This window comes from Citricoccus sp. (genome assembly GCF_032154715.1).
Taxonomy (GTDB): Bacteria; Actinomycetota; Actinomycetes; order Actinomycetales; family Micrococcaceae; genus Citricoccus.
Genome location: NZ_JALDXU010000060.1, coordinates 1 through 20,845, shown reverse-complemented (window position 1 = coordinate 20,845; position 20,845 = coordinate 1). Strand labels below are relative to the sequence as shown.

Sequence of the window (20,845 nt, the reverse complement as noted above, 5' to 3'; positions counted from 1 at the left end):
GGGGGTTCGCGGTGTCCACCGCGAGGGGACCCGAACGGGGTCGGGTTCCCCGTCCTCATGACCTACTGGACGTCCTTCCGGCGACCCCTGAACAGTCCACGGGACTGGTCCGGGCGCTGGACGGCGTCCGGGTCCGTAGCCGGTGTGGACGCCGGCGGGGAGTCCGGTGCGGCGGTCTGCATGGCCGTGCCGCCCGCACGGCGGCGGTCGAAGACCCCGGTGGTCCGGGAGATCCGGTAGTCGATGCGGTGATCCACTTGCTCGCCGAAGGCGTCGTCGAAGTCCTCGGACAGCCGATCGCTGATCTGCTGGTACCGGAGTCGGCGTTCGCGGGCATCGATCGCGTCCTGGTCCTTCTTCAGTGCCTTGACGATGGCGAAGCACATGGCGATCAGGATCAGGCTGAAGGGCAATGCCGTCGCAATGGACGCGGCCTGCAGGGCACCCAGGCCTCCGGCCAGCAGCAGGCCGATGGCGAGAGCCCCCTCCAGCAGCGCGAACAGCACGCGGGACCAGATCGGCGGGTTGGGGTGCCCGCCGGAGGCCAGCATGTCCACCACCAGTGAGCCGGAGTCGGATGAGGTGATGAAGAAGATCGCCACCAGCAGGATGGCGATCACGGACAGCACGCCGCCGAGCGGGAGCTCACCCAGAACATCGAACAAGGCAGCTTCGACGCCGAACTCCTCGGCGCCCTCCGCCACGATCGGGTCGTCAGAGAAGAGCTGCCGCCACAGCCCGGTGCCGCCCATGATCGAGAACCAGAGGAAACCGACCAGCGTCGGCACGAGCAGCACGCCGCCGATGAACTGGCGGACCGTGCGTCCGCGGGAGATACGCGCGATGAACACGCCCACGAACGGGGCCCAGGAGACCCACCAGCCCCAGTAGAAGATGGTCCAGCTCGCGCCCCAGCTCGCACCCGCCTCGCCGGTGTAGGCGCCGACGTCGAAGGTCATGTTCATGACTTCGGCCAGGTAGACGCCAACGGACTGGACCAGGTTCTGGAACAGGAAGAGCGTGGGGCCGAGCAGCAGGACGGATATGAGCAGGATGGCGGCCATAGACAGGTTGATGTTGGACAGCCACTTGATGCCCCGGCCGATACCGGACACCACGGACAGCGTGGCCAGCAGGGTGATGACGATGATCAGCCCCACCAGCAGCGTCTGGTCCGGTGCCTCGACGATGCCCATCGCCGTGAGGCCGGCACCGATCTGCTGGACGCCCAGGCCCAGCGAGGTGGCGATCCCGAAGATGGTGCCGAAGATGGCGACAATGTCCACCACGTCGCCCATCCAGCCCTTCACCCGGTTGCCCAGGATTGGTTCCAGGGCCCAGCGGATGGACACCGGACGCCCACGGCGGTGGATGGCATAACCGACGGCGAGACCGATCACGGCGTAGACCGCCCAGGGGTGAAGTCCCCAGTGGACGAAGGTCTGGGCCATGCCCAGCATGGCCACCGCGCTCTCCTGACCGGGGATGATCGAGGTGACGCCGTCGGCGCCGGTCTCGGTGCCGGGCCAGCCGGGCTTCGGCGTGGTGGTGGCATAGCCGAGTGGTTCACCGACGCCGTAGAAGACCAGGCCGATGCCCATGCCGGCGGCGAAGAGCATGGCGAACCAGGACAACACGCCGAACTCAGGCTTCTCATCATCCTTGCCCAGGCGGATCTTGCCGAACTTGGAGAAGCAGATGGCCAGCGCCACGATGATGAACACGCCGATGGCCAGCATGTAGAACCAGCCCAGGTTGGTGGTGATCCAGCCTTGGATGTTGGACAGCACCTCTCCGGTCGGTCCCGGCGCGAGGATGGCCACGAGGGCCACTGCCGCGATGAGGATCAGGGAGGGCCAGAAGACGGCCGGCGCGATGGTTCCGGCGCCCACGCGGACACCCTGGCGCTTGAGCTTCTCGGTGATCTCCTGGTCGGAGTCGTTCTCGTGGATCCGGGCTGAGGGAGGGACATGCTCCCGGCCGTCCTCCATGACTGGTGCCGTGGTGGTGGGCGTGGGCGGTTCCTCCGCTGTGGTCGTGGGTTCGTGGTCCGAGCTCGACATGATTGCCTCTCTTGGTGAGACGAGGGATACCGTCGCAAGTTCGAAGGACGGTGCTCCGGCTCGTCGGTTCCCAGCCACCATTCAGGAAGATGGTGGACTGAGTCAAACAAGAAATGACAGGACTGTCAGTATCTGCTGGTCGGTCTGCCCACCGGCCCGACCCGACCTGGCCGGCCCGGTGTGGTCGAGGTCACGGCCTCTCGTGTGTCAACGCGGACACACTTCTGCGGTGAACGGCGCCGAAGTCATTAGACTGGGCACCGCCGTGTGCCATCTGGATGCGGTATTGGCCGGGACGGGCCATGACCGTCCGCTCACCGGGCGCCCATCGGTGCCCGTCAGCGACAGCGCCGTCGCCGCCTGGAGGCAGGCGCACAAGGGAAGGACCTACCGTGGCAGAAGAGACCAACGGAACCGCGCAGGACCAGCGCGCCGCCTGGAACAACCGGGAGGAGCTGGCCGAGAGGATGGTTCCGCTGATCGGCTCGTTGTACCGGGACAACAACGTGATCACGAGCATCTACGGCCGCCAACTCGTCCACAAGGGCGTCATCGACATCATCAAGGCCCACCGCTACGCCCGTCAGATCGACGAGGTCGTGCTTCCGGTGGAGGACACCTACCCCATGGTCGAGGCCCTGGCCGGGATGAACCTCGGCGCCGCGACCGTCGACCTGGGCAAGCTGGCCGGGAAGTTCCGGACCGCCGGCGGCGACGTGCAGGACTTCCTCGACACCGAGCTGGCCGCGGTGGCCGGGCGGGGCGGCGAGGGTGTCAAGGCACCCAAGGACGTGGTGCTCTACGGCTTCGGGCGCATCGGCCGCCTGCTGGCCCGCATCATCCTCTCCCACGAGGGAGGCGGCTCTTCCCTGCGCCTGCGGGCCATCGTGGTCCGCAGGAACTCGGAGGACGACCTCATCAAGCGCGCCTCGCTGCTGCGCCGGGACTCCATTCACGGGCCCTTCGAGGGCACCATCACCGTGGACGAGGAGAACAACACGATCACCGCCAATGGGACGGTCATCCAGGTCATCTACTCGAACGATCCGGCCACCGTGGACTACACCGCCTATGACATCCACGACGCCATTGTGGTGGACAACACCGGCCGCTGGCGGGACGAGGACGGCCTCGGCCAGCACCTGAAGGCCACCGGCGCCTCCAAGGTGCTGCTGACCGCGCCGGGCAAGGGTGACATCAAGAACATCGTCTTCGGCGTCAACACCGATGACATCACCGCCGAGGACACCATCCTCTCGGCGGCCTCCTGCACCACCAACGGCATCACCCCGGTGCTGAAGGTGCTCCACGATGAGTACGGCATCGACTACGGCCACGTGGAGACCGTGCACGCCTACACGAACGACCAGAACCTCACGGACAACTTCCACAAGGGTTCCCGCCGCGGCCGCGCCGCCGGCCTGAACATGGTCATCACCGAGACCGGTGCCGCCAAGGCCGTGGCCAAGGCGCTGCCCGCACTCAAGGGCAAGCTCTCCGGCAACGCCATCCGCGTTCCCACCCCTGATGTCTCGATGGCCATCCTGAACCTGGCGCTCCAGCAGGAGACCACGGTGGAGGAACTCAACCAGCGACTCCGGGAGGAGTCCCTGACCGGCGAGCTGCGCAACCAGATCGACTACATCCACTCCCCGGAGATCGTCTCGTCCGACTTCGTCGGCTCCAACCGCGCCGGCATCGTGGACGGTCTGGCCACCATCGTCAACGGCGGCAAGAACGCCGTGCTCTACGTCTGGTATGACAACGAGTTCGGCTACTCGTGCCAGGTGGTCCGCGTCATCGAGGAGATGGCCGGGGACGCGGTGCCGGCCTTCCCGAAGGCCTGACCCGTTCCGGGCCCGTCCGGAACTCCCTCAACCACCGCGCCGGCCCGGTCACCTGAGAAGGTGACCGGGCCGGCGTCGTGCTCCCGGTACCAACGTCACTTTGCGGGCAGAAACTACCGGTTGATTCTGCCCGCACAGCGAGATGGTCAGTGGTCCTCGTGCTGGTGATGGGCGAGGTCGTCGGCGTGATCGTGGCCGAACGGGTCGGGGTCCACGCCGGGCAACCAGGTGTGGCCAGGCACCGTCCAGCCCTCACGGCGCAGGGATTTCTTCCACCGCCGGGTCCATTTGCCGTTGAGGCGGTTGATGTAGAGGTAGCCGTCAAGGTGGTCGTACTCGTGCTGCATGACGCGGGCGAACCAGCCGGTGCCCTCGAAGTCGATGTCGTGTCCATCCACGTCGAGGCCGGTCAGGCGCACGTGGTCCGAGCGCTTGAGCGGGAAGCTGTAGCCGGGCACGGACAGGCAGCCCTCGGACTCCTCGTCCGGGTCCGGATCCTCCTGGGAGGTCTTGCCGATCCGGGTCAGCACGGGGTTGATCACGTGCCCGCGCGCCGGCGCGTCCCCGGAGTCCTCGAAGGCCCACGTGAAGATCCGCAGTCCCACGCCCACCTGCGGAGCCGCCAGCCCGACGCCGTGGGCGGCGTCCTGGGTCTCGAACATGTCCGCCACCAGGGTCCGGATCTCGTCGTCGATCTGCGTGACCTCGGCTGCCCGGCGGTGCAGGACGGGCTCGCCGTGGATGGTGATCGGGCGGATGGTCATGGTGGTGGACGCTCCTTCAGGTGCCGTGCGGGACAGCAGAGAGTCTAGTCTCCGCGGCGGCGGTGGGGCGCAGCAGCTGGAAGCCCCCGAACCTAGACGGCGAACACGTGTTCCCAGTCCCTGGCCATGCTCACGGTGACCCATCCGAGCCGGTCGGCGACGGCGGTGATCGGCTCCGTGTCGTGGAAGGTGGCCGCCGTGCTCTGGTAGGCGTACTCGCGGTCCGCGTCATCATGGTCGATCAAGACCGCGAGTCCGCCGTGCGGGGAGGACTGCGCCCACTCGAGCATCTCTCGGTCGCCGCCCGAGTTGCCTACCGCGATGAGCGGGGCGCGCCCGTTCTGGGTCTGAATGTTCGCGATCTTCGCCGGCCCCTCGTTGGCCGTGCCCATCAGTGACACGGTCCGCTGCAGAGCGGGACGGCCCTCGTCATCGCGCGTGAACTCGTACCCGATGATGGTGCCGACGACGAGCTCGGGCGGGACCCCGTACAGGCGTGAGCTCACACGGCGCACGAACTCGGTGCCCCCGCCGGTGACAATGCCGACCGTCACGTCATGGGCGCGCAACTCCTCGATGAGCTCCAGCATCGGCTGGTACACCACCGACGCGATCGTCACGTCGTATGACGGGTGCCGGTACCGCGCGACGAAGTCGTCGACGGCGGCGGCGAACTCGTCCGGGCTCCGCCCGTCGAACAGTGCGGCCAGGGCACCGGCGATCGTCGCGAGGCCGATCTCGCTGATCGCCGTCACATCGGAGTCGAGCACCGCGGCGAACTCGGGACGCTTCGCGAGCGAGGGGTCCTCCGTCGATCTCTGGCGCAGCACGTCGACGAAGAAGTCGTACTGGACGTACTGCGGTTTCTCGCACCACATCGTGCCGTCGTTGTCGAGGTAGGCGACGCGGTCCTCGAGGGGCACGTCGTCGATCTCGTCGAGGAAACGGAGGATCGCGTCCCGTGCCGCGCCGGGCCGCCAGGAGGGGAGTCGGTGCGTGGTCATGTCTGCTCCTCATCGGTGGGCCGAGACCACGCGCAGCGGAAGCCCAGGTGGCTCATCCCGGTGTCGATCATCTGGGGTCTTCTCGCCGCGGGCCGGTACCGGAGGCAGTACGTGTCAGCGCACAGGTGCGAACCGCCCTTGATCACCTTGCGGGGCACGCGGAACTGGGGCTGCTCCGGGTCGAAGCTGTCCTCGACCGTGCCACCCCGGGGGTCCGTTGGCGCGCAGCAGGAAGACGCGGCCGCGTCGGGGTGCCTGGCGCTCCACCAGTCCTCGGTCCACTCCCAGACGTTGCCGGCCATGTCGTGTAGGCCGAAGCCGTTGGCGGGGAAGGAGCCGACGGGCGAGGTGCGCTCGTAGCCCGACTCGCCGGTGGAGCGCCACGGGAAGTCGAGCCCGTCCCAGCTGTTGGCCATGATACGGCCACCTGGTCGTGCCTCATCGCCCCAGGTGAAGACGGCGCCGTCGAGCCCCCCACGGGCGGCGAACTCCCATTCAGCCTCGGTGGGCAGTCGTGCCCCGACCCACTCGGCATAGGCCTGTGCATCCTCGTGACAGACGTGGACCACCGGGTGGTCGCCGCGATCAGCCACAGTCGAGGGAAGTCCCTCGGGCCTCGCCCAGCTGGCCCCGGGCTTCCACTCCCACCACTGACTCAGGTGGCGCAGATCGACGGGACCTGACGTCGGGGTGAACACCATCGATCCGGGGACCAGCTGGGCTCGGGAGAGGCCCGGGAAGTCCTTGGGGTCCAGTGGTCGCTGCGCCACCGTGCGGTAGCCGGTCTTCTCGACGAAAGCGGCGAACTGCCGGTTCGTCACCTGGTGGCGGTCGATGCTGAAGGCGGCGACCGTGACGGGATGCTTCGGCGCCTCCTCCGGATAGTGATCGTCGGAGCCCATGGTGAAGGTGCCGCCGCCGAGGTGGACCACGTCATGGCCGAGCTGCAAGGTGTCGTTCATGAGGCCATCCCAGCACAGTCGGAGGCGTCGAGGACTACCAAGTCGTGGCGCAGCCAGCGCCGCACGAATGCGGGAGCCCCGGGGCCCAGCTGGGCGATCGTCGTTTCCCCGTCGACACGGCGAAACATCGCCAGTTCATCGGCGCGGACGAACAGCACCAGATCGGTGTCCGTGTGGGCACGGTTCAGCAACGCGGCGGCGATGCCGGGTGGTAGCCGCTCCTGCACCGCCAGGGCAGTCGGCACCGGTATGGGTCGTGCGGCGGCCATGGTCGAGTCTGTGGGGTCAGGCTGCTCCGCGGCAGGGTCGTCGGCGGCCACGGCGATCGCCGTGTGCCGCACCATGGTGCCGCGGAAGAGCTCAAGGGCGGCGAACTGCTCCGCGGCCGGGAGCGCGGCGACCCTCTCTCCGTGGGGCGTCTCGCTGATGGACCCGCAATCCGGGAGATAGGGGGCCTGGCGTGCCCAGCGGCGCATCGTCAGGCCCGCGCCGTCCAGGAGCTCGAGCAGCTGGGGCACGGAGTAGGCGCGATCGCGGGGATTCAGCAGGGCGTCGGCCAGGGCGTCGTCGTCGGCGAAGTCTCGGGTGCCGCGCAGCAGCGGGCTCAGCGGATGGCCCGGCGGCAGCTCGCGCAGGGTCGCGACGAGGTCGGCGACCTCGGCGGGCTCGGTGCTGACGCCGAGGCGCCGGCAGTAGTCCTGGATGAGATAGATGCCCGCACGGCCGTAGGGGGCATAGACCATGAGTGTCACGGCGCCGCCGGGGGCGAGGACTCCCCGGAGGGCCGTGAGGCCGGCCGCGGGATCGGCGAGGTGATGCAACACCCCGGTGCAGACGATGTGGTCGAACCTCTCGCCGAGCTCGGCGACGTCCTCGATCCTGAGCTCGTGGAACTGCAGGTTCGTCACACCGTGCCGCTCGGCGAGACGGCGCGACTGCTCCAGGGAGCTTGGGGCGACGTCGATGCCGACGATGTCGGCCGACGGGTCGAGCATGGCATGCCGCACCGCCTGGCTGGTGCCGCAGCCGGCGACCAGCACCCGGTGCTGTTCCGGGACCGGTCGCCACGGCCAGAGCAGGTGGTGCGCCGCGCGCTGCTCGAGGGACGAGCGCGGCGCCGCGGCGTCGAGATCCGCCGGGGGCGGGTACGGATGGCGATCGTAGAACTGCGCGATCACGTCCGTCCGCTGATCAGGCGAGTCCCGGCGCCGCAGCGAGGTGGTCATGCGCTGCCGGCACCCGCCTTCAGCTTCTCCATCACCTTGTCGACGCTGAACGATGCGGGCTCCTGGCGTGGCGGGAACTCCTTGAGGGACTCCAGCAGCTGGGCGACATACATCTGCGCCGGGACCAGGAGGAACGCGTGGCTGATCATCCAGTCGTAGTAGGTGTTCGACGTGATGTCCGCACGCTCATAGGGATCGGTGCGCAGATTGAAGATCTTCGGGACGCGGAGCTCCGTGTACGGATCGATCCAGACCTGCAGCGTCCCGGGAGCGCGCTGCTCGAGGAAGACGATCTTCCAGTTGTCATAGCGCAGCGCCGTGAGGTCGCCGTCGTCGGAGCAGTAGAAGAAGTGGCTGCGCGCGCTCTTCTCCGACGCCCCGGTGATGTAGTCGAGCTGGTTGTGCCCGTCCAGATGAACCTTGAACGAGGTCCCGTTCAGATCGGCTCCCTGCCTCAGCTGCTCGGCGATCTCTGAATTACCCGCCGCGGCGAGCAGGGTCACGAACCAGTCGTTGTGGCTGACGATGTCATTGAGCACCGTGCCGGTCTCGATCTTCTCGGGCCAGCGGACCATGCACGGCACCCGGTAGGCGCCCTCCCAGTTGGAGTCCTTCTCGTTGCGGAAGGGGGTCATGCCGGCATCCGGCCACGAGTTCATGTGGGGGCCGTTGTCGGTGGAGTACATGACGATCGTGTTGTCTGCGATGCCCAGACGGTCCAGCTCGTCGAGCACCTGGCCCACGATCTCGTCGTGATAGAGCATCGTGTCGTGGTACTCGGACTGCCAGCGCCCCGCACGCCCCTTGTCCTCATCGCGGGTGTGCGTGCGGAAGTGCATATGCGTGGTATTGAACCAGGTGAAGAACGGGGTGTCGGCCTCGACCTGGCGGCGCATGAAGTCGATGGTCGCGTCGCGGAACTCCTCGTCGCAGGTCTTCATCCGCTCGATGGTCAGTGGCCCGGTGTTCTCGATCCGCTGGGTGCCGTCGCCGTTGGCCCAGGACTTCAGCACGCCGCGGGGCCCGAAGCGCTCCTTGAAGTTCGGGAAATCGCTCTCGGTCGGGTAGTCGGGTTGCTCCGGCTCCTCCTCCGCGTTGAGGTGGTACAGGTTGCCGAAGAATTCATCGAAGCCGTGCATCGTGGGGAGATGCTCATCGCGATCACCGAAGTGGTTCTTGCCGAACTGACCGGTGGCGTAACCCTCGGCCTTCAGCGCGGTCGCGATGGTGGGGTCCTCGGCCCGGTAGCCGATCGGAGCGCCCGGCATGCCGACCTTGGTCAGTCCGGTGCGGTAGGGGTTTTGTCCGCTGATGAAGGCGGCCCGGCCGGCCGTGCAACTCTGCTCGCCGTAGTAGTCGGTGAAACGGACGCCCTCGTTCGCGATGCGGTCGATGTTGGGAGTGCGATAGCCCATCAATCCGTCGCTGTAGCAGCTGAGGTTGCTGATTCCGATGTCGTCGCCCCAGATAATCAGGATGTTCGGCTGGTCCGCCATGTCACTTCTCCTTGAGCTTGTCTTGTGGTCCGCTCCGGTGAGGGTATGTGCGTGATGCGGAGAAACACCTGCGACATCACCCACTTGAGGTGATGCATCCTCGGGCGGAGCGGAACATCGGCAGCCGCCGTCCGTCGGGACCTGATCCTGCTGGGCGCGGCGTACGGCAGCGGCGGATGTCCGTTGCTGGGAACACAGGCGCCTTGGGCGTCGCTCTGAGACGACAGGGCCAGTGACCTGGAGCGCATCGGGGGGTGAACCGGTGCTCTCGGCGTGCTTGACGGTGCTGGTCCAGACGGGTTTCTGGGGCGCTGGTCTTGAACTCTTCCGCAGAGCAACTCGGCACGATGACGGCCCGTTCTGCTCCGCAGAGTAGTCATTCGGGTCAACCGGAGGGCCGAGGACCAGGTATACGCACTGCACCGGCCCACTGGTGCAAAAAAATGGTGAGGTCCAAACCCGAATCAGGAGTGGAAACTCCTGTCGAGGGTTTGAACCTCACCACATCGGGGTGAGTAACGGGGCTTGAACCCGCGACCTTCTGGACCACAACCAGACGCTCTACCAGCTGAGCTATACCCACCATGCTGGTCCGTTGAACGGACCGTGACAGCGCGTTCCATCATACATGGATTTCGCGGTGGGGCCGAATCGGCCCCCGCAGTCCGGTCCGGACGTGGCTCAGGCCTCGGGAGCGGTCACGGCCGTGATGCCAGCGGCGATCCGCTGCGCGGTCTTCGAGTCCGGGCCGGGGGCCGGCACCATCACGGCCGCACGGTAGTAGCGCAGCTCGTTGATGGAATCGGTGATGTCCCCGAGGGCGCGGTGGCCACCGGTCTTGGCCGGCGCCTGGAAGTAGGCCTTCTGGTACCAGCGGCGGGCCAGCTCCTTCAGGGTGGAGACATCCACGATCCGGTAGTGCAGGTGGTCCGTGATGGCCGGCAGGTCCCGGGTGAGGAAGAGCTTGTCCTGGCCCACCGAGTTCCCGGCCAGCACCGCCTTGCCCGGCTGCGGGCAATGCTGGGTGATATACGCCATACAGGCCTCGGACGCCTCGGCGAGGGAGACGCCGTCGTCCAACCGGTTCAGCAGCCCTGAGGAGGTGTGCATGTCCCGTACGAAGGGGACCATCTGGTCCAGTGCCTCACGTGGGGGTTTGATGACCACCTCCACCCCCTCACCCAGGATGTTGAGCTCGGAGTCCGTCACCAGGACGGCGATCTCCACCAGCGCATCCTTGACGGGATCCAGCCCGGTCATCTCACAATCGATCCATACGAGGTTCTCTGCAGTAGCTGCCACGCCTCCCACAGTAGCCTGAGGCCCAGTGGTACTTTGTGGAAGGCCCTGAGACGGCCCGCCAAGCCACGGAAGGAACCCGCCCCGATGAGTGTGTCCGGCACCCGGACGGAACGTTCTTCCGCTTCCTGGACGGCCTCGGTGTGGATCCCGGCCGTCCTCGGCTTCGTGGGCTCGGTGGCGGTGATGGCCGGATCCCTGTCCGTGGGCTGGTTGGCCTCTGTGTCCCCGATCAACCGCTGGGGCTGGCTGATCCCGTGGCGCACCACCGAATCCGGGGTCATCACCGGCACCGTGGTGCTCACCCTCGGCTGCTGGCTCATGTTCTGGGGCTGGCTTCGCCTGGGCCAGGTCCTGCGGCCCTTCGGCCCCGGCGCACTGAGGATCGTCACGCTCACGACGACGGCCTGGATCGTGCCGCTGCTGGCCTGCCTGCCGATCTTCTCCCGGGACATCTTCGCCTACATCGGCCAGGGCCGGCTCATGATCGCCGGCCGCGATCCCTACGAGGACGGCATCTCCACGCTCTCGAATTGGTTCCAGCTGGGCGCGGACACCACCTGGGCGCAGACCGAGACCCCCTACGGGCCGGTGTTCCTGTGGATCGAGCAACTGGTCATGGCCGTGGCCGGCCCGGACGACCCGGACCTGGCCATCTTTTTGTTCCGCCTCGTCGCCGTGGCCGGCGTGGTGCTCCTCATGGTCTACGTGCCCAAGCTGGCCACGCTGCTCGGCACGAATGCGGCCCGGGCCCAGTGGATCACCGTGGCCAACCCGTTGTTCCTCATCAGCTTCGTGGCCTCGGGTCACAACGATGCGCTGATGGTCGGCCTGGCGGTCGCCGGCGTCTGGTACGCGGCGACCAACCGGGGGCTGCTCGGTGTCCTGCTGGTCACCGCATCGCTCGGCATCAAGCCGATCACCATGGTGCTGCTGCCCTTCATCGGCCTGCTCTGGGCCGGCCGGGGAGCCAGTTGGGCCCGTCGCTTCGGCTACTGGTTCCTGACGGCCGGCATCGCCGGGGCGATCATGGTGGTGGTCGGGTTGCTCAACGAGTTCGGCTTCGGGTGGCTGACGGTCATGCTCGGCACCGGCACCGGCTCCGTGCCCTGGTCCCCGGTCGGGATCCTGGCCGAGGGCACCAAGGTGATCCTCGGCTCGCTCGGATTCGAGGACAATTGGGTGCTCGACGCCTTCAAGACCGCCGGTCGGCTGCTGTCCATCCTCATCGTCGTCTGGCTCATGTTCCGCGGTCGGCATGAGCACCTTATGCAACGGCTGACATGGGCCTTCACCGCACTGGTGGTGCTGACGCCGATCATCCAGCCTTGGTACCTGCTGTGGCTCCTCCCGTTCTTCGCCGTCCTGGGGATCCGCAGTGACTGGCAGCTGAAGTGGGTCGTGTTCACGGTGGCCTTCTTCCTGGCCTTCGGCGCCGCCGACCAGCTGTTCGTGTGGCAGTTCCTCGGCATCGGCGAGCAGCTGGCCCACCTGGCCACGTTCCTGTCCTGGGCCTGCATGCTGTGGATCCTGCTGTTGGACCCCTGGACCAGTTCCATCCTGAAGGAGGAGTGGCATGTGCGGGCTGCCCTGCGCCGGACGGTGGCCCGGCTGAGAGGCCGCGATGCCGCCCACGGCTCCCAGGACTCCCTCAGGATGACGCCGGGTGCGCAGGCCGGATCCCAGCCCGGCGCGGCCTCCACCGGCAGGTCTCATCGGACGGGGGACGAACGGGCAGATCAGGGGACGACCCCGTCGTGACCGTCCCCGAACCCGCGGGCGCGCCCTCCGGAGCGCTGGCCGGACTACGACGCCGGCTCGGCGCCTTCCCGCTGACCCACCGGCTGGTGGGCGGTCCGGACGAGGAGACGGCCCCGAGCCTGTGGCAGGGGCTCATCGGATCACTCCTGATCATGATCGGCTCCTGGGGCGTCGGCTGGCTCGCCATGACGCCGGCGTCGGTCTTCGCCCGGACCACCGTGCTCAACCCGCTCCGCGTGGAACCGGTGGGCGTGGTGGTCTGTGCCATCCTGCTGGTCCTGGGCTCCCTGTTGCTGGTCCGGGCCTGGCTGCGTCTGGGCCAACGCCTAGGGGGTCGCTGGGCTACGGCCGGGCCGGTGGTGACCCGGGCGACCTGGCTGTGGGCCGCCCCGCTCATGGTGGCCTTTCCCGTGTTCTCGCGGGATGTCTACTCCTACCTCAGCCAGGGACGGCTCCTGCACGCCGGACTGAATCCCTACGAGGACTGGATCTCCGAACTGCCTGGCTGGTTCATGCAGGGAGCGGACTCCATCTGGGCTGAGTCACCCTCGCCCTACGGCCCCTTGTTCCTGCTGATCGCCCGGGCCGTCTGGTTCCTGACGGGCGGAAGCCCGGAGCCGGCCCTGCTCCTGTTCCGCCTCGTCTCGGTGGCCGGGCTGGCTCTGTGCTTATGGGCCGTGCCGCGACTGGCCCGGCGATTCGGCACCGACCCCGGGTGGTCGGTGTGGATCTCCGTGGCCAATCCGCTGTTCGCGCTCTACATGATCGCCGGCATCCACAATGACTCGCTGATGGTGGGACTCCTGCTGGCCGGATTCGTGCTGTTGACCCCGGGGGCCTCTCGCGGGCGCAGCCTCGCCGGGCTCGTGCTCGTGTCCCTCTCGATCGCCATCAAGCCGTTGACGGTCCTCGCGCTGCCCTTCGCCGGGTTGCTGCTGCTCCCGGGCGCTCCGGGGTCCCCGCGCTGGGGGTCACGGGTGAAGGTCTGGACCTGGTGCCTGCTGGTGGCAGGGGCGGTGCTGACGGGGATGGGAGCCCTCACCGGGCTCTGGTTCGGCTGGATCCCGGCCATGCTGACCTCGGGCGACGCCGCCTTCCCCTATGCGCCCTTCGGGATCCTCGGCCTGGGGGTCGGCTGGGCCGTGGATGCGATGGCCGGGGCGGGCGTCCGCACGGTCGCCGACCTCGTCTACACGCTGGGCAAGGTGACGGCGATCGGCTTCACCGCCTGGCTGGCTCTCACACGCCGGCCCGTCCACCCCGTGCTGGCCACCGGCCTGGCCCTGTTGGCCGCCGTCCTGCTCGCCCCGATCATCCAGCCCTGGTACCTGCTGTGGGTGCTGCCGATGTTCGCCGTCGTCCGGCGCTGGCGCGGGTGGCCCGTGTGGACGCTGTACCTGGTCGTCATGGTCCTCGTGGTGGTCGGCGTGGTGGACCAACTGTCCGTGGCACAGTGGATCTCCCTGTTCTGGGTGCGGGTCATCGCTGCCGTCGTCGGACTCGCCTATATGGTGTTCATTGTCTTTCTCGATCCCAAGACGTCCACGCTGTTCCCCTTCACCGCACAGTGGAGGTCGCGGGGACGCCCGCACGCCACCACTCGCCAGACCAACCAGGAGACCTTGTGAACCAGACCGGACCAGCGAAGGCCGCACCGAGGGCGAAGTCTCGCCCAGGCGCCCGTGCCGGCGGCCCGGACCGGCGGCTGCTGTTCGTGCTGGTGGGGGCGACCCTGCTGGCGGCCGTGGTGGCGGTGCTGTCCAAGCAGTGGTGCCGTCTCAACGGCTGGGAGGCCCCGGGGGTGCACATCCACATGTGCTACTCGGACTTCGGGCAGCTCTTTCCCACGCGCGGCCTGGCTGAGGGATACTTCCCCTTCTTCACGCCGTTACCCGAGGACCAGTGGATGGAGTACCCGGCGCTGCTGGCCGTCGTGGCGGGGGTGACCTCATGGTTCGTGCCCCAGGACGGGACGCTGCTGGAACGGACGGTCACCTACTTCGACATCAATGCGGTCGGCGCCCTGCTCTGCTGGCTGATCGTCGTGGTGGCGACGGCCTACACCGCACGCGGCCGGTCCAAGGACGCACTCATGGTGGCGGTGGCGCCGGGCATCATCCTGACCTCCTTCCTGAACTGGGACCTATGGGCCGTCATGCTGGCCGCCCTCGGTCTGCTGCTCTGGTCCCGCAACCACCCAATCCTCGCCGGGGTGGCGCTCGGCCTCGGAGCGGCCATGAAGCTGTATCCGCTGTTCTTCTTCGGCGCGATCCTCGTGCTCTGCTGGCGCGCCGGGAAACTGGGTGTCTTCTTCAAGTCCCTGACCGCCGGGGCGGTGGCCTGGCTGGCCGTCAACGTGCCGTTCATGCTGACCGCCTTCGACCAGTGGAGCCGGTTCTACACGTTCTCGGGTGACCGTGAGGTGTCCTTCTCCTCGATGTGGCTGGCCTTCACGTGGACCGGCTGGTCCGGTGAGACGTTCTCACTCATCTCGAACGGACTGTTCGCCCTGTGCTGTCTGGGAATCGCCTACCTGGGGCTCTCCTCCCGGCACCGCCCCCGGATGGCCCAGCTGTGCCTGCTGATCGTCGCTGCCTTCATCCTGCTGGGGAAGGTGTACTCACCGCAGTTCGTGATGTGGCTGATCCCGCTGGTGGTGCTCGCCCGCCCGAACTGGCGGCAGTTCTGGATCTGGCAGGCCGTGGAGGTCTACCACTGGGGCGGCGTGTGGATGGAGTCCGCCCGCATCACCTCAGAGGGCGCCTTCGGCGGGGGAGCGCTGTGGATCCCGCTCTGGTACGGATCCGGCATCGTCCTGCACATGGCCGCCGTGATCTGGATCTGCGTCTCCGTCATCCGGGACATCCTCGACCCGGAGCGTGACCCGGTCCGCCGCTCCGCCTCAGCCCTCGACACCACAGTTACCGTTTCGCGTCCGCCCTATGACCCATCAGCGGGTGTCCTGGCGGAGGAGCCCGATCGATTCTTGCTGCCTCCAGCCGGCCGAGGCCGCGTCCTGACCGGCTGAGCCAGCTCCACAGAGGTACTTGCACACTCATCATCCGAAAATCCGGGTGTTTCCGTGGGTTTCCGCCGTGACACCCGGAATTTTGAATGACGAGCCGACGAGCTGGCGGGTGGCGACCGGCCCGGTGAGCTGAGGGAGAGCCGACACTGTACTCGAGGGTGTGAAACGTGCGGGGCTGTGCAACACCACACCTCCGACGACACTAGGCCTGCCGCAGAGGCACACCGTTGTCCGCGAGCATGCGACCGAAGGCCGTGGGGTTCTTGAGGTCACTGTCAATCCACCGCACGACGTCATAGCCGAGCCGTGCGAGCCTCAGCTCCCGTTTCTTCTCCCGCGAGAGCGCGTCCTCACGGCCGTTTCGCCCGGCTAGAGCTGCCCCGTACTTCATCAGGCCATCGAATTCGCCCAGCAGGCTCCTGGCCCGCAGGGTGCTGCGTCTCCACCGGAAGTCGGCCCTGGCGAGTTCGCGGCCGTCGGCATCCAGGACTTGATACTGAAGATCGGGGACATCAAAGCCCAACTGGTAGATGAGGGCTCTGCTCACCGACTCCTTGGGAGACTCAGACCGGGGGTCGGCAAAGCTCATCGCGAGACCAGCTCGTCGACGAGCAGCCGCGGAGAGCGGCAGATCCTCGATCAGGGTGGCGGCGGCAGCAAATTCATCAGGCCCGTGTCGAAGCAGATAGTCGGCCATCGAGATGGTGTCGATCAGTGCTCCGCTGCTGAAGGTGGCTGCACACGACCAGGGAACCGAATCCGCGAGGACGTGGCCGATGAACCGCCCATCACTCAAATGCACTGGCACGACCCCGAATTCGGGACCGGCCTGGAGCAGCGACGGCGGAGTGTTCCAGAGCGCTCTCGTGGCGGGAAGGCCGGGCAGTGTGCGGCGGGCGAGCCTCAGACCTTCCGCTCGGAGGGACCCGACCAGGCGCGAAACTGCGTCGGGGTTGAGTTAAGGACTGCGTGCGGGCGAGTATCCGGCCCCGCCCCGTGACGTGGCGCGCGTGTGGATGACATTCAGGGTGTCTGCGGCGGGAAGCCCATGGAGGACGGCGGCCGTCTGATGGCAGAACACCACGTCTCGGTTGCGCGATGAGGCATGGGCGACCACGGCCAGGAGATGGCGGTCCCACGGGGCGGCCTGGAGCCATGTCTCGAGGGCACAGTAGGTTCCGCGGGCGAGCCGGACGAGTTGGCCGTCCCGGGCACGGCGGGCCAGGAGCTCGCTCCGCCAGGCGTCGCCGTGGGTAGACAGGAGAATCGGGCCGGCATCGCCGGCCGATGTCGAGGAGGATGCAGCGGAGAGCAAGGTCTCCGGAGGGAGCGGAATCGGACTGGGCACGAATTCATGCTGGGCCGCAGCCCCGCAACCGGGCCAGTGCTGCCGGCCTCGCTGGGGACGAGGCGGCGATGACGGTCCACGGTGGAGTAGTGGCGTCGGCTCATCATGCGGAATTCCGGGTGTCATGGCCGATGCCAGCTGCGACACCCGGATTTTCGCAGGACCAACGGGTGTGACCAGGTGGACCCGGACCCCGGACTTCTCCGGCGGCCGCTCCTATTCGGCCCGCTTGTCCTCGGCCATCCTGCGGGCGCGCAGCACGAGTTCCAGTTCGAACCGGACCGCCGGCCGATCCAGCTCGTCGCCGAACAACTCACGCAACTGGGCTACCCGGTAACCCACCGTCTGCGGATGGATGCCCAGCTCATGGGCCACGGGATTGCGCTGGCCCCAGTGCGTGAGCCAGGACAACAAAGTCTCCTCCAGGGTCTCGCGCTTCGTGCCGCTGAGCCCGTCCAAGGGCGCCAGGCGACGCGCGGCCAGGTCCGCCATCACCTGGGTCTCCGCTCCGAGGACGATTCGAGCCAGATGGTCGGAGGCGAAGACCGGGCCGCCGTCCCCCGGAGACTCCGTCTGCAGTTGTGGCAATTGTGCGGCGACGAGCCGTGCCACGCGGTGGGAATGCGCCACCCCGTCCCACTCCACGGCGGGCCCGAGGACGGCGGAGGTGCCGGCGAAGACGTCCCGCAACCGGGAGCGCAGGCGGTCAGACTGGGGTGCGGCCACGATCGCCGTTGCCTCTGACTCACGCTCCACCACGATCCCCGAGGTTCCCAGGCGCGTGCGGACGCCGGACACCGCGGCCAAGGGCAACACCACCGCCGCCATGCGCTGAGGCACATGCCAGTCGGCTCCTGAGGCCAGCCGCCGTACCTCGTGGATCTCGGCCCCGCCGTCCACCAGCGCCGCCACCAGGTCGGCACGCCGCAGCTCCAGCGCGCCCGCGTGGGCCGATTGCTCCACCGCGTAGGCCTGGACGCTCACGGCGGACAGCTCGTCGATGTAGGCCAGGATCGTCTCCCCGAGATCCACCACCACGTCCATCGCCATGCCCCGCTCGGCGCACGCCTCGGACAGGCCGCGGAACGTGATCCGGGCACTCGTTCGATAGGCCGCCAGCAGAGCGTCCATGCTGCGTCCCTGCCGGTACTCACCGGCGCCGAGCGCCGCCACCAGCTCGCGCGACTCCTCGTTCAGGGCAGGATTGGCCGTGCCCGGCAGGGACAGCAGTTGTTCCAGGGCACCCTGCACCCCGAGGAAGAGCACCTCGCTGAACCGCTCGGTCTTCGTGATCTGATAGGCGGGGATCTGGTTCGGTACCGTCTGGATGATCTGCTCGACGACGGCGGGCACGGCGGGTGCCAGCAGTTCCGCCAGCTCCGGGGGCAGTGACAGCCAGGGGGGCCGCGAGGCGTCCCTGGCCTCGGTGGCTCCCCGGGAGCGTTGCGCCTGCGGGGTCTCCCGGACCTGCGGTGGTGGAGGGCCACCGGCGAGGGGATGAGACGGCAGTCTATCCTCTGACGATAGATTCATGGCAGCAATCGTATCTGCTCGGTGCAGAAATTAGTTGCCGGGGCGCATAGTCTGGACGCATGGCTGGTCGTTCACTCGTGTCGGTATTCTCCCTGTTCTCCTCTGTCCTGGCGACGCCCCGTTCGCCTCGGGATTTCCTGGCCCTGTTGGACCCGGTGCACTCATCCCGGCAATTGCGCGGCATCGTCACCCATGTCTCCCGCCCGGTACCCGGCACGGCCACCATCACCTTCCGCACGGGCCCCGGCTGGAAGTCCCACGAGGCGGGCCAGTGGGCCCGCATCGGGGTGGACGTCAACGGGGTGCGCCAGTGGCGGTCTTACTCCCTCTCCGCCGCTGCGGGGGAGGATCCGGAGATCACGGTCACGGATATCGGCAAGGTCTCCGGCGCCCTGGTCCGCGACACCGAGCCCGGGGATGTCCTGTTCCTCGACCGCCCGGAGGGTGACTTCACCCTTCCTGAGCACCCCCGGCCCCTGCTGATGCTCACCGCCGGCTCCGGCATCACCCCCGTGATGTCCATGGTCCGGACGTTGGTGCCCCGGCGCCCCGACGCGGACGTCGTCCTCATCCACTCCACCCGCACCTCCGAATCCTCCCCGTTCCGGGAGGAACTGGACGAGCTGGCCCAGCAGTTCCCCGGGCTGCGGGTCCACCACCACACCACGGCGGACGAGGGCCGGCTCGACCTGACCGGACCGCACGCCGTGGACGCCCTGTGTCCCGACTGGCGTGACCGGGCGGCCTATGCCTGCGGCCCCACGGGCTTCCTCGACGACGCCGAGGACCTCTGGGAGCGCGAGGCCGGCTCCGGTGCGGCCGGGCTCAAGATCGAGCGTTTCCGGGCCGACCTGGCCGGCGGCGTCGCTGGCGCGGGCGGCCTGGCCGTCTTCGAGAACTCGGACCTCGAGGCCGAGGCTGCCGGGGACACCCCCTTGCTCGAGGTCGCCGAGGACGCCGGCGTGGCCGCTCCCAGCGGTTGCCGCATGGGCATCTGCCATGCTTGCCTGGTCCCGCTGCGCTCCGGCCAGGTCACCGACCTGCGCACCGGTGAGGTGCACGGAGATCCCGGTGAACTCATCCAGACCTGCGTCAGTGCGGCCGCCGGCCCCGTCAGTCTCGCGCTGTAGCGCATTGCAGGACGCTGACGGGCCCGCCAGTCCTCAGTGCCGCCGCGCATCCCCTCAGACCATCCGACGCCCACCCCTAGGAGCCTCGTGTTCAAGACCAACACTCATGCCAAGTCCATCAGCGAACCGGACACGGTCAGCTGGGCCCCGGGCCGGGGCAAAGGCCCCGACGGCCCGCCGGAGTCGCGTCCCGAGGCTCCCGGCCGGCGTCGTGCCCCGGGGAACGGAGCTCCGCGACCGGGCTCCCTGGCGGCCACCGGCAGCCCCACCGTGCGCCCACCGGCAGCCGCTCACCTGTCCGACGAGCAGGTAGCCGATCTCGGCCGCGAGCTCGACGCCGTCCGGGACGCCGTCCTGGCGGAGCGCGGGGACACGGACGCCGCCTACATCCGCAAGGTCATCCGGTGGCAGCGGGCCCTCGAGTTCGGTGGGCGGACCTGCCTTCTCGGGGCCAACAACAAGCTGGCCTGGGTGGCGGGAACCTCCATGCTGACGGTCGCGAAGATCATCGAGAACATGGAGATCGGGCACAACGTCCTGCATGGCCAGTGGGACTGGATGCGTGACCCGGACATTCACTCGACCACGTGGGAGTGGGACTTCGTCACCCCGTCCAAGTCCTGGCAGAACACCCACAACGACATGCACCACCGGTGGACGAACGTGATCGGCAAGGACCGGGACGTCGGTTACAACGTGCTGCGGGTGGACCGTGACCAGCCCTGGGAACCGAAGCACATCCTCAACCCGGTCATCAATGCCGGCCTGGCTCCCGTCTTCGAATGGGGTATCGCGCTCTACGACCTGGAACTCGACCGGGTCAAGACCGGCGAGAAGACCAAGGCCGAGCTGATGCGGGACCTGAAGACCGTGGGGGCGAAGGCCGCCAAGCAATTCGCCAAGGACTACGCGGCCACGCCGTTGGCCGCCCAGGTGCTGACCGGTTCCGGTCTCTCGGCACTCTTGGCGACCGGCACCGCCAATGGACTGCGCAACATCTGGGCGCACGCCGTGATCTTCTGCGGTCACTTCCCGGAGGGCGCGGAGACATTCACCGAGGAGATGGTGGAGGGGGAGACCCGGGGTGACTGGTACGTCCGCCAGATGATCGGGTCCGCCAACATCTCCGGTTCCCGGGCCATGCACTTCATGACCGGCAACCTTTCCCACCAGGTGGAGCACCACCTGTTCCCGGACCTGCCGTCCAACCGCTACGCCGAGGTGGCCGTGCAGGTCCGCGAGATCTGCGAGCGCTATGGCCTGCCCTACAACATCGGGCCCCTGCACCGGCAGGTCGGCTCCACCTGGGGCAAGATCTTCCGTCTGGCGTTGCCGGACCGGAAGTAGCTAACGTAGGTACCTCGAAGCCCGGCCGGAGCATTAA

16 protein-coding genes and 1 tRNA gene are annotated in these 20,845 nt (G+C 67.8%); 6 read left to right on the top strand and 11 right to left on the bottom strand.

Translation table 11 applies throughout. The annotated features are described in order from the left end of the window. Positions 1-62 precede the first annotated feature (62 nt). Positions 63-2,063: a BCCT family transporter gene (locus RUH65_RS10780; protein WP_396180051.1), complete on the bottom strand. Its 2,001-nt coding sequence runs from the start codon at positions 2,061-2,063 to the stop codon at positions 63-65. Between the two features lie 392 nt (positions 2,064-2,455). Here RUH65_RS10780 and RUH65_RS10775 point away from each other — a divergent pair, with 392 nt between their 5' ends. Beyond that, entirely contained in the window at positions 2,456-3,910 is a 1,455-nt protein-coding gene (locus RUH65_RS10775; RefSeq protein ID WP_313817411.1) for a glyceraldehyde-3-phosphate dehydrogenase, read from the top strand. Positions 3,911-4,056: 146 nt separating this feature from the next. Here the strand turns inward: RUH65_RS10775 and def are convergent, their stop codons facing one another. From def to orn, 7 genes are all read right to left on the bottom strand, one after another. Continuing rightward, a complete protein-coding gene (def, locus tag RUH65_RS10770) occupies positions 4,057-4,674 on the bottom strand; it encodes a peptide deformylase (RefSeq protein WP_313817410.1) in 618 nt (205 codons plus the stop codon). A 92-nt stretch (positions 4,675-4,766) separates the two neighbouring features. Beyond that, positions 4,767-5,678 carry an HAD family hydrolase gene (locus RUH65_RS10765; protein WP_313817408.1) on the bottom strand — a complete coding sequence of 304 codons (912 nt, stop codon included), beginning with the start codon at positions 5,676-5,678 and terminating at the stop codon, positions 4,767-4,769. Then, positions 5,675-6,640: a formylglycine-generating enzyme family protein gene (locus tag RUH65_RS10760; protein WP_313817407.1), complete on the bottom strand. Its 966-nt coding sequence runs from the start codon at positions 6,638-6,640 to the stop codon at positions 5,675-5,677. The genes RUH65_RS10765 and RUH65_RS10760 overlap by 4 nt, the downstream gene beginning before the upstream one ends. Further along, on the bottom strand, positions 6,637-7,866 hold the full coding sequence (locus RUH65_RS10755; protein WP_313817406.1) for a class I SAM-dependent methyltransferase: 1,230 nt from the start codon (positions 7,864-7,866) through the stop codon (positions 6,637-6,639). Before RUH65_RS10755 ends, RUH65_RS10760 begins: the two co-directional genes overlap by 4 nt. After that, positions 7,863-9,362 (bottom strand): arylsulfatase, encoded by a 1,500-nt coding sequence (locus RUH65_RS10750; protein ID WP_313817405.1) that lies wholly within the window; start codon positions 9,360-9,362, stop codon positions 7,863-7,865. Before RUH65_RS10750 ends, RUH65_RS10755 begins: the two co-directional genes overlap by 4 nt. A 510-nt stretch (positions 9,363-9,872) precedes the next feature. Beyond that, positions 9,873-9,945: transfer RNA gene (locus RUH65_RS10745), tRNA-His, on the bottom strand. Positions 9,946-10,043: 98 nt separating this feature from the next. Next, a complete protein-coding gene (gene orn, locus RUH65_RS10740) occupies positions 10,044-10,664 on the bottom strand; it encodes an oligoribonuclease (protein WP_313817404.1) in 621 nt (206 codons plus the stop codon). 84 nt (positions 10,665-10,748) lie between these two features. On the opposite strand from orn, the gene mptB (RUH65_RS10735) reads away from it, so the two are divergent. From mptB (RUH65_RS10735) to RUH65_RS10725, 3 genes are read left to right on the top strand one after another with little or no spacing between them, the layout of a single operon-like run. Then, the gene (gene mptB, locus RUH65_RS10735) at positions 10,749-12,422 is read left to right on the top strand and encodes a polyprenol phosphomannose-dependent alpha 1,6 mannosyltransferase MptB (protein WP_313817403.1); all 1,674 of its coding nucleotides are present in this window, start codon (positions 10,749-10,751) and stop codon (positions 12,420-12,422) included. Further along, on the top strand, positions 12,419-14,050 hold the full coding sequence (mptB, locus tag RUH65_RS10730) for a polyprenol phosphomannose-dependent alpha 1,6 mannosyltransferase MptB (protein WP_313817402.1): 1,632 nt from the start codon (positions 12,419-12,421) through the stop codon (positions 14,048-14,050). Before mptB (RUH65_RS10735) ends, mptB (RUH65_RS10730) begins: the two co-directional genes overlap by 4 nt. Next, positions 14,047-15,450, top strand: coding sequence for a glycosyltransferase 87 family protein (locus RUH65_RS10725; protein WP_313817401.1), 1,404 nt, complete (start codon positions 14,047-14,049; stop codon positions 15,448-15,450). The genes mptB (RUH65_RS10730) and RUH65_RS10725 overlap by 4 nt, the downstream gene beginning before the upstream one ends. Before the next feature lie 202 nt (positions 15,451-15,652). Here RUH65_RS10725 and RUH65_RS10720 read toward each other — a convergent pair whose 3' ends face one another. The 3 genes from RUH65_RS10720 to RUH65_RS10710 form a co-directional block, all read right to left on the bottom strand. Further along, positions 15,653-16,258: a hypothetical protein gene (locus RUH65_RS10720; RefSeq protein ID WP_313817400.1), complete on the bottom strand. Its 606-nt coding sequence runs from the start codon at positions 16,256-16,258 to the stop codon at positions 15,653-15,655. A gap of 150 nt (positions 16,259-16,408) precedes the next feature. After that, positions 16,409-16,798, bottom strand: coding sequence for a hypothetical protein (locus tag RUH65_RS10715; protein ID WP_313817398.1), 390 nt, complete (start codon positions 16,796-16,798; stop codon positions 16,409-16,411). Between the two features lie 216 nt (positions 16,799-17,014). Further along, complete coding sequence (locus RUH65_RS10710; protein WP_313817397.1) at positions 17,015-18,331, bottom strand: helix-turn-helix domain-containing protein; 1,317 nt, start codon at positions 18,329-18,331, stop codon at positions 17,015-17,017. Between the two features lie 59 nt (positions 18,332-18,390). On the opposite strand from RUH65_RS10710, the gene RUH65_RS10705 reads away from it, so the two are divergent. Together RUH65_RS10705 and RUH65_RS10700 are read left to right on the top strand one after the other, a co-directional pair. Next, positions 18,391-19,461, top strand: a complete 1,071-nt coding sequence (locus RUH65_RS10705) for a ferredoxin reductase (RefSeq protein WP_313817396.1) — start codon at positions 18,391-18,393, stop codon at positions 19,459-19,461. 87 nt (positions 19,462-19,548) lie between these two features. After that, complete coding sequence (locus RUH65_RS10700) at positions 19,549-20,808, top strand: fatty acid desaturase (protein WP_396180046.1); 1,260 nt, start codon at positions 19,549-19,551, stop codon at positions 20,806-20,808. The last annotated feature ends 37 nt before the right edge of the window (positions 20,809-20,845 follow it).

Excerpts from the sequence above, each read along its gene's own strand:
- RUH65_RS10780 (WP_396180051.1), bottom strand. The coding sequence starts at position 2,063 with ATGTCGAGCTCGGACCACGAACCCACGACCACAGCGGAGGAACCGCCC.
- def (WP_313817410.1), bottom strand. The coding sequence starts at position 4,674 with ATGACCATCCGCCCGATCACCATCCACGGCGAGCCCGTCCTGCACCGC.
- RUH65_RS10765 (WP_313817408.1), bottom strand. The coding sequence starts at position 5,678 with ATGACCACGCACCGACTCCCCTCCTGGCGGCCCGGCGCGGCACGGGAC.
- RUH65_RS10760 (WP_313817407.1), bottom strand. The coding sequence starts at position 6,640 with ATGAACGACACCTTGCAGCTCGGCCATGACGTGGTCCACCTCGGCGGC.
- RUH65_RS10755 (WP_313817406.1), bottom strand. The coding sequence starts at position 7,866 with ATGACCACCTCGCTGCGGCGCCGGGACTCGCCTGATCAGCGGACGGAC.
- RUH65_RS10750 (WP_313817405.1), bottom strand. The coding sequence starts at position 9,362 with ATGGCGGACCAGCCGAACATCCTGATTATCTGGGGCGACGACATCGGA.
- mptB (WP_313817403.1), top strand. The coding sequence starts at position 10,749 with ATGAGTGTGTCCGGCACCCGGACGGAACGTTCTTCCGCTTCCTGGACG.
- RUH65_RS10710 (WP_313817397.1), bottom strand. The coding sequence starts at position 18,331 with ATGAATCTATCGTCAGAGGATAGACTGCCGTCTCATCCCCTCGCCGGT.
- RUH65_RS10705 (WP_313817396.1), top strand. The coding sequence starts at position 18,391 with ATGGCTGGTCGTTCACTCGTGTCGGTATTCTCCCTGTTCTCCTCTGTC.